The 13,475-nt window shown below is 61.1% G+C and carries 11 protein-coding genes; 5 read left to right on the top strand and 6 right to left on the bottom strand.

Going from position 1 to position 13,475, the window contains the following annotated elements; genetic code table 11:
- The first annotated feature begins 1 nt into the window (after position 1).
- The 3 genes from C9E91_RS18860 to C9E91_RS18850 all read left to right on the top strand — a co-directional run bounded on the left by C9E91_RS18860 (position 2) and on the right by C9E91_RS18850 (position 4,412).
- Positions 2-910 (top strand): amino acid--[acyl-carrier-protein] ligase, encoded by a 909-nt coding sequence (locus tag C9E91_RS18860; protein ID WP_107109790.1) that lies wholly within the window; start codon positions 2-4, stop codon positions 908-910.
- A gap of 8 nt (positions 911-918) precedes the next feature.
- The gene (locus C9E91_RS18855; RefSeq protein WP_107109949.1) at positions 919-1,878 is read left to right on the top strand and encodes a DUF1839 family protein; all 960 of its coding nucleotides are present in this window, start codon (positions 919-921) and stop codon (positions 1,876-1,878) included.
- Between the two features lie 62 nt (positions 1,879-1,940).
- Positions 1,941-4,412, top strand: a complete 2,472-nt coding sequence (locus C9E91_RS18850; protein WP_107109789.1) for a glycoside hydrolase family 2 protein — start codon at positions 1,941-1,943, stop codon at positions 4,410-4,412.
- 301 nt (positions 4,413-4,713) lie between these two features.
- Here C9E91_RS18850 and C9E91_RS18845 read toward each other — a convergent pair whose 3' ends face one another.
- From C9E91_RS18845 to C9E91_RS18820, 6 genes are all read right to left on the bottom strand, one after another.
- Positions 4,714-5,793, bottom strand: a complete 1,080-nt coding sequence (locus C9E91_RS18845; RefSeq protein ID WP_107109948.1) for an ABC transporter ATP-binding protein — start codon at positions 5,791-5,793, stop codon at positions 4,714-4,716.
- Between the two features lie 44 nt (positions 5,794-5,837).
- Positions 5,838-6,908 carry a Gfo/Idh/MocA family protein gene (locus C9E91_RS18840; protein ID WP_107109788.1) on the bottom strand — a complete coding sequence of 357 codons (1,071 nt, stop codon included), beginning with the start codon at positions 6,906-6,908 and terminating at the stop codon, positions 5,838-5,840.
- Between the two features lie 7 nt (positions 6,909-6,915).
- Positions 6,916-7,941, bottom strand: a complete 1,026-nt coding sequence (locus C9E91_RS18835) for a Gfo/Idh/MocA family protein (protein WP_107109787.1) — start codon at positions 7,939-7,941, stop codon at positions 6,916-6,918.
- A 74-nt stretch (positions 7,942-8,015) separates the two neighbouring features.
- Entirely contained in the window at positions 8,016-8,900 is an 885-nt protein-coding gene (locus C9E91_RS18830) for a carbohydrate ABC transporter permease (RefSeq protein WP_107109786.1), read from the bottom strand.
- The gene (locus C9E91_RS18825) at positions 8,893-9,804 is read right to left on the bottom strand and encodes a carbohydrate ABC transporter permease (RefSeq protein ID WP_210318832.1); all 912 of its coding nucleotides are present in this window, start codon (positions 9,802-9,804) and stop codon (positions 8,893-8,895) included. The genes C9E91_RS18830 and C9E91_RS18825 overlap by 8 nt, the downstream gene beginning before the upstream one ends.
- A gap of 61 nt (positions 9,805-9,865) precedes the next feature.
- Positions 9,866-11,149: an ABC transporter substrate-binding protein gene (locus C9E91_RS18820; protein WP_107109784.1), complete on the bottom strand. Its 1,284-nt coding sequence runs from the start codon at positions 11,147-11,149 to the stop codon at positions 9,866-9,868.
- A gap of 181 nt (positions 11,150-11,330) precedes the next feature.
- Here C9E91_RS18820 and C9E91_RS18815 point away from each other — a divergent pair, with 181 nt between their 5' ends.
- Together C9E91_RS18815 and C9E91_RS18810 are read left to right on the top strand one after the other, a co-directional pair.
- Complete coding sequence (locus tag C9E91_RS18815) at positions 11,331-12,026, top strand: TetR/AcrR family transcriptional regulator (RefSeq protein ID WP_107109783.1); 696 nt, start codon at positions 11,331-11,333, stop codon at positions 12,024-12,026.
- A 178-nt stretch (positions 12,027-12,204) separates the two neighbouring features.
- Positions 12,205-13,350, top strand: a complete 1,146-nt coding sequence (locus C9E91_RS18810) for a Gfo/Idh/MocA family protein (protein ID WP_107109782.1) — start codon at positions 12,205-12,207, stop codon at positions 13,348-13,350.
- Positions 13,351-13,475 lie beyond the last annotated feature (125 nt).

The following is a 13,475-nucleotide window of genomic DNA, read 5'->3' as shown; positions in this document are numbered from 1 at the left end:
CATGGATATGCAGACCTCGTTTCTCGACCGCCTTTTTGAATCCGGTCTTCTGATCGACACCGGCGTTGATGGCCTCTATGGCCGCAGCGGCCAGTTCGAAGACGTCATTTCCGCTTTCGAGAGGCTGATCGACAAGTTCGGCGGCGCCGATGGTGCCGAGGCCATCCGCTTTCCGCCCGGCATGAACCGCGCCTTCTTCGAAAAGAGCGGCTACATGAAGAGCTTCCCGCAGCTTGCCGGCACGGTGCACAGCTTCTGCGGCAACGAGCTCGATCACATGAGCCTCCTGAAGTGCATGGAGGTGGGAGAAGATTGGACGAAGGATCAGGAAGCGACCGACATCGTACTGACGCCGGCGGCCTGCTATCCGCTCTACCCGACGGTCGCCAAGCGTGGCGCGTTGCCTGAGAGCGGCGCGCTCTTCGACCTGCAGTCCTATTGCTTCCGCCATGAGCCTTCCAAGGATCCGGCCCGTCAGCAACTGTTCCGCATGCGCGAATATGTCTGCATGGGCACCGATAAGCATGTGACGGATTTCCGCCAGAACTGGATGGATCGCGGCGTCGAGATGATGAGGGCCGTCGGCCTTGAAGTGACCATCGATGTCGCCAACGACCCGTTCTTCGGCCGCGCCGGCAAGATGCTCGCCAACAACCAGCGCGACCAGAACCTGAAGTTCGAGCTGCTGATCCAGATCACCTCCTCGGCCAATCCGACCGCTTGCATGAGCTTCAATTATCACCAGGACGCCTTCGGCGCGAAATGGGGTTTGAACTTCGAGGACGGCAGCGTTGCACACACGGCCTGCGTCGGCTTCGGTCTGGAACGCATTGCGCTGGCGCTGTTCCATCACCACGGTCTCGACACCAAGGAATGGCCCGAAAGCGTGCGCAAGGCGCTGTGGGGCTGATCGGTTCCATGGCTTCCGTCTTCGCGGGACTCGATCCCACCAGCTACAGGTCCCATGCGCTGCACGACAGCGAGCGCGTGTGGCCGGAAACCAATTGCTATATCGATCTCTGGATCGAGGTGCTCTCAAGCCTGAAACTGTCGCCGGAAGCCATGCTCGGCTTCACGGTGGGCCAAGATTTCGAGGGTGATCAGTTTACCTTCTTCAAAGTGCCGCTCGAAGATCTGGAAGCGTTGTACGGCATCCGCTGCACGGAACTCGCAATCTACGACAAGATCCAGCACCACGTCGCCGAGCAGATCGGCCGTCGCCGGCTCTGCCTGGTCGAGATGGATTCCTTCTACATGCCGGACACTCAGGGTGTCGGCTATCGCCGCGAGCACGGCAAGACGACCGTCGCCATCAACAGGCTGGACATGGCGGGCCGCGAGCTCGACTATTTCCACAATGGCGGCTTCTTCCGGCTGTCGGGCGAAGATTTCGACGGGCTGTTTCAATTGCATCTGACGGATGAAGATCTGCCCTTCCTGCCCTATACGGAATTCGCGAAGTTTCCCGAGAATGTGCCGGGCGAGGCCGCCATCCGGCAGACGTCCAGGCAACTTCTGGCCTTCCATTTCCGCCGCCGTCCCGCGGCCAATCCCATCCGTGCCTTCGCAGCGGTTTTCCCGGCGCAGGTGGAAGTGGTAGCCGAACGGCCCTTCGGCTTTTTCCACAAATATGCCTTCAATACGCTGCGCCAGCTCGGCGCCAATTTCGAGCTGGCGGGCAGTCATCTCGACTGGCTGTCGGGGGCGTTTTCGGAAGCTGCTGGCGAGGCCCGGCGAATTTCGGAAGTGGCGAAATCCGTGCAGTTTCAGCTCGCCCGCGCCGTAACACGCAAGAAATTCGAGCCGTTGCAGACGGCCCTTGATCCGGCCGCGGATGCATGGGATTCGATGATGGGGCTGCTTGAACAAAAGCTGTAGGCGAACGTGATCTCCTCCCAAAGCCTGCTCTTTGGGAATCCTGTTCTGAGCTGAGGAATGCAATGCACGGGCGTTTGGCTGATATTGGCGGCGAGACGCTGCTGAGCGAAGGGTGGAACCTGGTTCTGACGGATGCGGGCGCCTGCGCTTCGCCTTCGGACGTGCCGCTTTCGGCCGGGTTCATCCCCGCGTCGGTGCCAGGCACGGTGGCCGGGGCGCTGGAAAAGGCCGGGCTTTTCAATCGTGAGCATCCCCATCCGCTGAACGACAAGGACGCCTGGTATCTTTGCAGATTGGTTGACGCCGACCCCGGCAATGCGGTTCTGCGGCTCGGAGGATTGGCGATGCTCTGCGACGTCTTTCTGAACGGCACAAAAATCCTCGTTTCCGAGAGCATGTTCGAGTCGCACGAACTCGCCGTCCATCTGCTGGGCGGCGACGAACTGGCACTGTGTTTTCGTGCCCTGGAGCCACGGCTTGCCGAACCCGGCCCCAGAGCCCGGTGGCGGCCGCAGATGATCACGCCGCAGGGGCTGCGCCTGGTACGGACGACACTGCTCGGCCACATGCCCGGCTGGTGCCCGGAAATCCATGCGGTTGGCCCCTGGCGGCCGATTTCACTGTTTCGCCCGCATAGCCCGATCATTCGCGATCTTTCGCTACGTCCGGATCTGCTGGAGGATGACGAGGGCCGGCTTTATGCCTCGCTCATTGTTGAGGGACAGGTCGGTGAGATCGTGCTTCGCTGTGGTGGCGTCGAACAGGCCTTTGAGAAGGACAATGGCGGTCGCTACACGGCGATCCTGAAAATCCCTGGTGTGACGCCGTGGTGGCCGCACACCCACGGAACGCCCTATCTCCATGACGTCGCGCTGATCGTCGATGGTGTCGAGCACCCGCTCGGGCGTACTGGCTTCCGCCGGCTTGCGGTCGATCGCAGCGCGGACGGTCAGGATTTCGCGCTTGTTGTCAATGGCGAGCGCATCTTCTGCCGTGGCGCCGTCTGGACGACGGCGGATATTGCCCGCTTGCCTGGCGGCCGTGAAGATTACGAGCCCTGGCTGCGGCTGGCGGCGGAGGCGGGCATGAACATGGTCCGCATCGGCGGCACCATGGCCTATGAGACCCCGGAATTCTTCCGGCTCTGCGACGAACTCGGCTTGCTGGTTTGGCAGGATTTCATGTTCGCCAATTTCGACTATCTGAAGAACGACAAGGCCTTCAATGCCCATGTCGAGGCGGAGGCGGCGCAGCTTCTTTCGAGTACGCGCCTGTCGCCCTCGCTCGCTGTGCTTTGCGGCGGTAGCGAGATCCACCAGCAGGCGGCAATGATGGGCTTGCCGGAACGCTTCTGGGCGAGCCCGATCGTGGAGGAAATCATTCCGGCCATCGTAAAGTCGCTGCGGCCCGATGTTCCCTATGTCGTCAATTCCCCCTCGGGCGGCGCCATGCCGTTTTCCTCGAATGCGGGGGTGACGCATTACTATGGCGTCGGCGCCTATATGCGGCCGCTTGGCGATGCGCGCCGCGCCGACGTTCGCTTCGCGGCGGAAAGTCTGGCTTTCGCGCATGTGCCGCAGGCCCGGACCTTGGCGCGGCATTTGCCAGTGCCGGCAGTCCATAGCCCGCTATGGAAAGAGCGGGTGCCGCGCGATCGCGGTGCTTCCTGGGATTTCGAGGATGTGCGCGATCATTATGTCAGCGAACTCTACGGCTTCGAACCAAGCCGCCTGCGGCGCGAAGATCCGGATCTCTATCTTGATCTGTCTCGCGCCGTTACCGGCGAAGTCGCGGAAGAAACCTATGCCGAATGGCGGCGGCAGGGCTCCGGCTGCAACGGTGCCCTTGTCTGGACGCTACAGGATCTGTTGCCCGGCCCCGGCTGGGGCGTGATTGACTCCACCGGTGAGCCGAAGCCCATATGGTATGCGCTCCGCCGCGCCTTTCGGCCGGTGCAAGTATTGCTCACCGACGAAGGCACCAATGGCCTCGATGTGCATGTCATCAACGAGGGCGATGTTGCCCTCGACCTCGATCTAGACGCGGTCTGCCTGCGCGACGGCCGCCAGACCGTGGTCAGCGGGAAGCGGGAATTGTCGGTCGAAGCCCGCGGCAAGCACAAGATCGCCTGCACCGATCTCTTCGGCGCCTTCTTCGACACGACCTATGCCTTCCGTTTCGGCCCGCCGTCACATGATGTGACGGTGGCGCGGCTTACAGCGCGCGAGACAGGGGCGCTGATTACTGAAGCCTTCTACTTCCCCCTGGGCAGGACAAAAGCCTTTCACGAGGCCGAAATCACAGCTTCCGTCGTGCAGCAGGACGATCACTGGTTCCTTGATCTGCGCAGCGACCGGTTGGCACAATCGGTACAGATCGATTTCGAAGCCTATCGGGCGGAGGACGACTGGTTCCACCTCGCTCCCGGTGGGACCCGGCGGTTGAGGCTTTATACGAGGGCTGGAACTTCGGTAGAGACTGTTCCCACAGGTCAGATCAGGACTTTGGGTGGCCGGGGGATAGTCGAAGTGTGATTGAGGCGCGGCAAGCGCAGCGGCCTATCTCGCCCTTGGCGGGCGAGAAAGTAAAAACTTAGAATTAGGCGAGGGCTCGTCCCTCGTCTAATTCTTAGTTTTTACAAGAGCGGGGGTAGGAAGGGACGCACCGATCTCGAAAACTATCGGTGCAAGACGTGGCCCCCTCTCTTGCAATTTCAATGGCTTAGAAATTGCGCGTGACTTTTGGATATGCGGAGCTTGCGGTGTCGCAATTCCTAAACCAGTGAAATTGCTTTCTCGCCCGCCAGGGGCGAGATAGGTCCTGCGCTGGCTCCTCCTACAACGTCACCCCATCCGGCCCGAACAGATGGCAGCGCTCGGGATCGATGTGGATGCTGACTGTTTCTCCGGCGCGAATGGCCTGCTGATCTTCCAGCGCGACCGTCAGTGCCTGGCCGCCATGCAGCGTGACGTAGAGGATCGTCTGGCCGCCGAGATGTTCGACCAGATCGACGCGGGCGCTGCCCAGCGCCAGGCCGCGGTCGCCGACGTTCAGATGTTCCGGGCGGGCGCCGAGGGTGACGGGTTGGCCGGGCTGGAGACCGCCGAGCCGGCGCGGCAGGCGCACCGTCTGGCCGGCGAGGTCGATGACGGCGGAGCCGTCGTCGGAGGCGACGATCTTTGCGTCCAGGAAGTTCATCTTGGGCGAGCCGATGAAGCCGGCGACGAATTTGTTCCGGGGCTTGTTGTAGAGATCGAGGGGCGCCCCGACCTGTTCGATATTGCCGCCATTCAGCACCACGATCTTGTCGGCCATGGTCATGGCCTCCGTCTGGTCGTGGGTGACGTAGATCATGGTATTGCCGAGCCGCTGATGCAGGCGAGCGATCTCGACGCGCATCTGCACGCGCAGTTCGGCGTCGAGATTGGAGAGCGGTTCGTCGAAGAGGAAGATCTTCGGTTCACGCACGATGGCGCGGCCGATGGCGACGCGCTGTCGCTGGCCGCCGGAGAGCTGCTTCGGCTTGCGCTGCAGGAGCTGCTTGATCTGCAGGATCTCGGCCGCTTTTTCGACGCGCGGCTGGATCTCCTGTTTCTTCATGCCCGCCGTTTCCAGGCCGAAGGCGAGGTTCTTGTAGACCGACATGTGCGGATAAAGCGCATAGGACTGGAACACCATGGCGATGCCGCGCTTGGAGGCCGGGACATCGTTCATGCGGCTGCCGTCGAGATAGAGCGCGCCGCCGGAAATCGGTTCCAGGCCGGCGATCATGCGCAGCAGCGTGGACTTGCCGCAGCCGGATGGACCGACGAAGACGGCGAATTCACCGGGTTCGATTTCCAGGTCGATGCCGTGGACGACCTCAAGCTCGCCATAGCGCTTGATAACCTTCTGCAGCGAGACGCTTGTCGCCATGGGCGCTTCCTCCTTGTTCGTCCTGATGGCTCGCACGGCTGTCGTCATGCGGGCCTCCAGCTCTTGTATTTCGTGCTTTCGGGGCCGACTGGAAAGCGGACTTCGGTGCGCGTTTCCGATGATTCATAGAATGCGGTGACCAGCTCCAGCGCCTGGCGGGCATCGGTTGTCGTCACCGGCAGCGGTCCGCCCGATACCAGTGCTTCGTGGAACAGCTTCATCTGCGTGTTGAAGCGGTTCGGAATTGGCGACCAATCGGCGAGCAGCGCATCGATCTTTGCGCCGATCTCGTCATTGGCGGGGACGATCTTCCAAGGGTCCTGGCCGGGGCTGTAGGGCTCGTGGTTGCTTTCGATCAAGACGTTTTCGAAGGCGAGGCGCAGGCGGCTGATCTGTTCCTGTGAACCAAGCGTGGCGCTGATGGTGGCAAGTGCGCCGTTTTCCATCAGCAGGCTGGCGCTGGCGCAATCTTCCACTTCGATATCGTTGACGCGGGTGGCGACGCGGCCGAAGAGGCCGGCGATCGGTCCCATGAGATAGGTGAGCATGTCGTGCAGATGGATGGAGTGCGTCATCAGCACGCCGCCGAGCTCCGTATCCCACTTGCCGCGCCAGGGGACTGCATAATAGTCGGCGCCACGGACCCAATGCGTTTCCGATGTGGCGACATAGGGCTTGCCGGCGATGCCGGCCTCGATGATGCGCTTGGCCTTCTGGATGCCGTCGCCATAGCGATACTGGAAGATCGGCATCAGCCGGCCCTTGGCCGTCTTCTCGGCGGCGATGACGGCATCGACATCGGCGAGCGAGCCGACGAGGGGCTTTTCGCAGACCACATGCTTGCCGGCGGCAAGCGCCTGTATGATGAGCTGGAAATGCGAGCCCGGCGGCGTGCAGATATCGATGATGTCGATATCGGGCATGTTGAGGATCTCGACGAAATCCTTGAGGCGTCTGCCGATGCCGAATTCGTCACCCACGGCGTTCAGGCGTTCCTCGTTGAGATCGCAGAGAGCGGCGACTTCGAAGCGATCCGGATGCGGCAGGTAGCCTTCGACGATATGGGAGCGGCCGATGCCGAGGCCTATGATCGCGACTTTTTTTACGTCGGACATGTCGAGATTACCTCTGAATGCTGTTGAGCGATGTCGCTTCGGCCAGAGCCTGCGCCTTCAGCGCCAGCTCCATGGCCTTGAAGCAATGGTCCTGTCCCATCGCGGTTTCGGTGCGGTCCCGGATATCGGCGGCCAGTTGCCGGCCGTAAGGCAGCTCGACTTCGGTGCAATCGATATGCTGCATGCCCTTGCGGTCCGTGAGGAAGAGATGATCGGTGCCGGGACGGCCGGCAACGTCGATATATTTGCGCAGCTCGATCGTGCCTTCGGTGCCGACGATGAAGAGGCGACCGTCGCCCCAGGTGGAAAGGCCATCGGGCGTGAACCAGTCGACGCGGACATAGCCGGTGACGTCAGGCGTGCGCAGGTGAAAATCGCCGTAATCCTGTAACCCGGGCGTTTCCGGATTGGCGCGGTTGGAAACCGTCGCTGACAGTACCTCGGCTTCCAGCGAGTCCGCGAAGAACAGGAACTGCTCGCATTGATGCGAGGCGATGTCGGTGATGATGCCGCCGTAGCGCTTGCGGTCGAAGAACCAATCCGGCCGGGTCGGTTTGCGCAGCCGATGTGGGCCGAGCCCCGTCGTGTGGATGACCTTACCGATGGCGCCGGCTTTGACCAGCTCCCCGGCTCTAACGGTCGATGCCGTCTCAAAATGTTCGGAATAGAGGATGGAGACGATGCGTTTGGTTTCCGCCTGTACCCTGCGCACTTCCGCGAGTTGATCCAGCGTCACCATGCCGGGCTTATCCAGCATCACGTCCTTGCCATGCCGCATGGCCTCGATGGCGAGGTTCGACCGCTCGTCGGAGATTGCGGCGCTGACGATCAGGCCGATCGAGCGGTCCTCCAGGATTTCGCGTTTGTCAGCGACACGTTTTGCCTGCGGGAAACGCCCGGCGAAGACGGCGGCGAGGTCGTCTTCTACGGCGTGGAAGGCAACGAGCTCGGCGCCAGCCCGCAGCATGACGTTGACCTGGCCGTAGATGTGATCGTGATTGAGGCCGATGGCGGCAAAGCGCAGCGCGCTCATGCGACATTTCCTTTCAGTGAGTTTCTTTGGTTACGGTCCCAAACCTTGGGTATTCGGGACCGCAGGATTCATAATCAGCGTTTGAGGCCGGCCGTGGCGATGCCGTCGATCAGCAGCCTCTGGAAGAACAGGAAGATCAGGAAGACGGGGATCAGCGAGATGCTCGACATGGCAAACAGGCTGCTCCAATCGGAGCTACCGGTCGAGTCCACGAAGGAGCGCAGGCCAAGCTGCACCGTGTAGGTGTTGATGTCGGAGAGATAGATCAGCGGGCCGAAGAAATCGTCCCAGGTCCAGATGAAGGAGAAGATGGCAGCGGTCGCCAACACCGGCAGCGACAGCGGCAGCATGATCCGCCAATAGATGCGCCACGGGCTGCAGCCGTCCATCATCGCGGCCTCGTCCAGTTCGCGCGGAATGCCACGGAAGAACTGCACCATCAGGAAGATGAAGAAGGCATCGACCGCCAGGAATTTCGGGACGACCAGCGGCAGCATGGTCTTCACCCAGCCGAGCTTCAGGAACAGGATATATTGCGGGATCAGCGTCACATGATAGGGCAGCATCAGCGTGCCGAGCATCAGCGCGAACCAGAAATTCTTGCCCCAGAAATTCAGCCGGGCGAAGGCATAGGCCGCCAGCGAGCAGGAGATGACATTGCCCATCACGGAAAGGACGGCGATGATGACGGAATTCCACACGAAGGAGCCGAAGGTGACCTGTCCGCCGAACCAGCCGCGGGCATAGGAGCTGAAGTCGAACTGCGACGGGATCAGCGAGGCGGTGCCGAAGATCTCGTTCTGATCCTTTACCGAACCGGAAAGCATCCAGAGCAGCGGGTAGAGCATCACGATCGACGCGGCGACCAAAGCGACATGGATGAGGACGGACAGGAACCACGGGCGTTCGCGCGGCGGGTTCAGATCTTCGGCAAAATGGGTGAGCTTCGCGTCAGTCATCGTAGTGGACCCAATAACGAGCTGAGAGGAAGGAGAAGGCGGTGAAGATCGCGATGATGATCACCAGGATCCAGGCGAGGGCCGCGGCATAGCCCATGCGGAAATAGCCGAAGGCCTCCTGGTAGAGGTAGAGCGTGTAGAACAGCGTGGAATCGATCGGGCCGCCGGTGCCGGATGAGATGACATAGGCCGGCGTGAAGGCCTTGAAGGCATCGATGGTCTGCACCACGGCGTTGAAGAAGATCACCGGCGTTAAGAGCGGCAGGGTGATCTTGAAGAAAATCCGCGCCTTCGATGCACCGTCCAAGCTGGCCGCCTCATAGAGATCGGTCGGGATCTGCCGAAGGCCGGCGAGAAAGATGATCATCGGCGAACCGAACTGCCAAATCGCCAGGATGATGAGGGTATAGAGCGAATAGTCCGGATTGGAGATCCAGCTCGGTCCGTTGATACCGAAGGAGTACCAGAGCAGGGTGTTGACGATGCCGTCGGCATCGAAGATCTGCCGCCACAGCACCGCAATCGCAACGCTGGAGCCGAGCAGCGACGGCAGATAGAAGATGGCGCGATAGACCGGCAGGCCCTTGATACCGCGGTTCAGCAGCAGCGCCACCAGAAGTGCGAATGCCAGCTTCAGCGGTACGGAACAGACGACGTAGAACAGCGTCACCTTCATCGATGACAGGAATTTGTCGTCTGCCGTCGCGATCCGCACATAATTGTTGATGCCGACGAGGTTCGGAGACTGCAGCAGATTGTAGTCGGTGAAGGAGAGATAGAGCGAGGCAATCGCTGGCCCGAGGGTCAGTCCGAAGAAGCCGATGAACCACGGCAGAAGGAAGAGATAGCCGGGTGCGTTGCGCGCGAATGCGCTCGGCGCCTTGTAGGAGGTTTCCACGCGCAACGGCGCGCGCTCGCCGACGGCTAAGCCGCCGGCAACGCTCTTGCTGTTTGTACCCACGGTATCAGCCTCGCGTAATGTTTGCTGCTGCCTGTTCGGTGAACTTCGTGCCAGCGTCCTGCGCGCTGGTTTTGCCGAAAGCCACTTCCTCGGCGATCGTCTTCAGCATGAATGCATTCTCGCCGGCGCCGTTCGGTGGAGACGGCGGTAGAGCTCCGACATTCGGCGTCAACCGGCCGATATAATCGACGACCTGTTTGCTCGTGGCATCGAGATCCGGCGTCAGCAGATCGCGGATCTTCGGCGAGGCGGGAACGCCGCGCTCTACGCCGAGTATCTTTGCGCCTTCCGGATCCTCCACGAGATAATTGACGAAGGCGACGGCGGCGTCCTTGTTTGCCGAGGTTGCCGAAACCGACATCAGCATCGAGGGTTTCAGATACTGGCCGGGCTTGCTACCCGGGTTGCTGGGATACGAGACCAGGTCGATCTTTTCCTTGACGAGGCCCTGAATGGCGACGAACTGGTTGGAAAAGGCGTAGCTGACGGCCGCCTTCTTGGTCACCAGCATGTCGGTCTCGATGGTCTGCTTGTAGAGAGCCTGCACATCGGCCGGCACGCAGGCGCCGATTTCGCGCAGGTGGCCCCAGAAGGAAAACCATTCGGCGGCATCCTTGGCTTCGAAGCCGAGCTTGCCGTCGCTCGTATAGAGCGCCTTGCCGCGCTGGCGCAGCCAGCACTCGAAGTCAGGCTCGCCGCCGCTCTGATCTGCGGTGCCGTAGAAGCCGCGGCGTTTCTTGGCGGCGGTGACCTTGGCGCAGGCCTCGCCGAGCTGCTCCCAGGTCATGCCGTCATGCGGCGGCTCAATGCCGGCTTCCTGCCAGGCTGCCACATTGACGACGACCATGGAGGAATTGACCCCGAGATTGACGCCGTAAATCTTGCCATCGACCTTGCCGGAATTGATATTGGGAGCCCCGAAATCCTCGATCGCCAGGCTCTTGTCGAGATAGGGCGTCATGTCGAGCAGCGCGCCGCGACGGGCATATTCGAAGATGTAGCGATAATCCATCTGAATGAGGTCCGGCGCGTTGCCGCCGCCGGTCTGCGTGGCCAGACGCGTCCAGTAGCTATCCCAGCCGAAGGATTCGCCGGCGATTGTGACATCCGGGTTCTTGGCTTGATAGGCCTTTACCGCTGCAAACGTACGGTCGCTTCGCTCCTTCGATCCCCACCAAAGAAGGCGCATCGCGGTTGCCGCATTGGCGCGCGAAAGTCCGATACTGCTGAAAGCTAGCGTGGCTGCCATGCCAGCAAGCAACTGCCGGCGATCGATCGTCAACGTCATCCTGGTCTCCTCCCCAGTTAACCGGTGATTTACGAACTGCTTTGCATGATATAACTATTTGGTTACAAGTTGGATAGAAACGCGACCGCTGTCAAGCGCCAATCGTGTCACAATCAAGCGACCCGTGCTGGGGCTGGGGGCATCCGTTGCGAAAGAGATAGATCGGGGAGGAGGAATGTCCATGGTGGCCAGGACAACCCAAGGAACTGAAAAATCAGCGAAAGCGGGCGTTTACGGCAAGGCGGAAACGAGGCCGAAGAAGGTGCCGCGCAATCCGCAGCGCACCCATGCCATGATCCTGGAAGCGGCGACGGAGGAATTCGCCGCGCACGGCTTCGGCGGTGCCAGGGTGGATGCGATCGCGGCGAGGGCGCAGACCAACAAGCGCATGCTCTATCACTATTTCGGCGACAAGGAGGGACTCTATGTCGCCGTGCTGGAGGCGACCTATGCGGCGATCCGCAATGCGGAGAAAAATCTCGACCTCGCCCGCCGTGATCCCGAGGAAGGGATGCGCGAACTGGCGCTCTTCACCTGGCATCACTTCCTCGAACATCCGGAATTTTTGAGCCTGCTCGTCACCGAAAACCTGCATGAAGCGCGTTATCTGAAGCGTTCCGACAAGATTTCGGCGATGCATTCGCACTTCATCGGCGAGCTGGCCGACGTGCTGCGACGAGGTGAAGCAGCCGGTATTTTCCGGCCGGCCATCGACCCGGTGTCGGTTTACCTCACCATTGCGGCGCTCGGTTTCTTCTACCTGTCCAATCGCCATACGCTATCGACGATTTTTGCCCGCAAGCTGACCGCACCGGAAGCGCTGAAAGCCTGGGGCGAGCACATCGTTTCGGTGACCTTGGCCTCGATCAGGGCTTAATGCGTTCCGCTTTGGGCATGCGGTGGCTCCAGCGATCACGAGAAATTTTCGAAAGGGCGATTGACAAGTCCGGAGATATCGCGCGATCGTGTAACTATATAGTTACATTGGCTGGCCGGCCAAACCTTTGCTATTCCTGACTCTGGAGGGGGTCGGGTCAAAATATCAAGGAGGGATCATGAAGCGCGTCGGTATCATCATGCACGGCGTCACCGGACGCATGGGGCTGAACCAGCATCTCATCCGCTCGATCGTGGCGCTTCGCGCCGAAGGCGGCGTGCTGCTGTCGAATGGCGAACGTGTCATGCCCGATCCGGTCCTCGTCGGCCGCAATGCGGCGCGGCTGGAAGAACTCGCCCGCAAATACCGCATCGAGCGCTGGACCACCGATCTCGATGGTGCGCTCGCCGACCCAAACGATACGATCTTCTTCGACGCGGCGACGACGCAGATGCGCGCCGAGCTGATTTCGAAGGCGCTCGATGCAGGCAAGCATGTCTATTGCGAAAAGCCGATCTCCGACGACCTCGACACGGCGATAGAGCTGGCCCGCAAGGCCAAGGCATCGGGCCTGAAGAACGGCGTCGTGCAGGACAAGCTGTTTCTGCCGGGCCTTCGCAAGATCGCCATGCTGCGCGACAGCGGTTTCTTCGGCAAGATCCTCTCCGTGCGTGGCGAATTCGGCTATTGGGTGTTCGAAGGCGACTGGCAGACGGCGCAGCGGCCATCCTGGAATTACCGCAAAAAAGATGGTGGCGGCATCATCCTCGATATGCTCTGCCACTGGCGCTATGTGCTCGACAATCTTTTCGGGCCGGTAAAGGCGATCAGTTGCCTCGGCGCCACCCATATTCCCGAACGCGTGGACGAAGCCGGCCGACGCTATGTCGCCGATGCCGACGACGCAGCTTATGCCACCTTCGAGATGGAGGGCGGCATCGTCGCCCATATCAATTCCTCCTGGGCCGTGCGTGTCCGCCGCGACGATCTCGTCACCTTCCAGGTTGACGGCACGCATGGCTCGGCGGTGGCGGGGCTCACCCGTTGCTGGACGCAGCATCGGGTCAACACGCCGAAACCGGTCTGGAATCCCGACCAGCCGCAGACGATCGACTTTTACGACACCTGGGACGAGGTGCCGGACAATCAGGTCTACGACAACGGCTTCAAGATCCAGTGGGAAATGTTCCTGCGCCATGTGCTCGAAGATGCGCCCTGGCGCTACACGCTGACGGAGGGTGCCAAGGGCGTCCAGCTCGCTTCCCTCGGCCTGAAGAGCTGGGCCGAGCGCCGCTGGCTGGATGTCGAGCCGCTGGAGATTTGAGGGATGGTGGTTGCTTGGTCATTAGGATGGTCAGGACAGTTCTTCGATGCCGTATCCCTGTGCCTGGCCCCTCACCCTAGCCCTCTCCCCGCTTGTGCGGGGAGAGGGAACGACCGCGCAAAGCA

The organism is Rhizobium sp. SEMIA4064 (assembly GCF_003025035.1).
Classification (GTDB): Bacteria; Pseudomonadota; Alphaproteobacteria; order Rhizobiales; family Rhizobiaceae; genus Rhizobium; species Rhizobium paranaense.
Note: the sequence above shows the minus strand (reverse complement) of the source record. Positions and strands in the feature narration are given on the sequence as shown.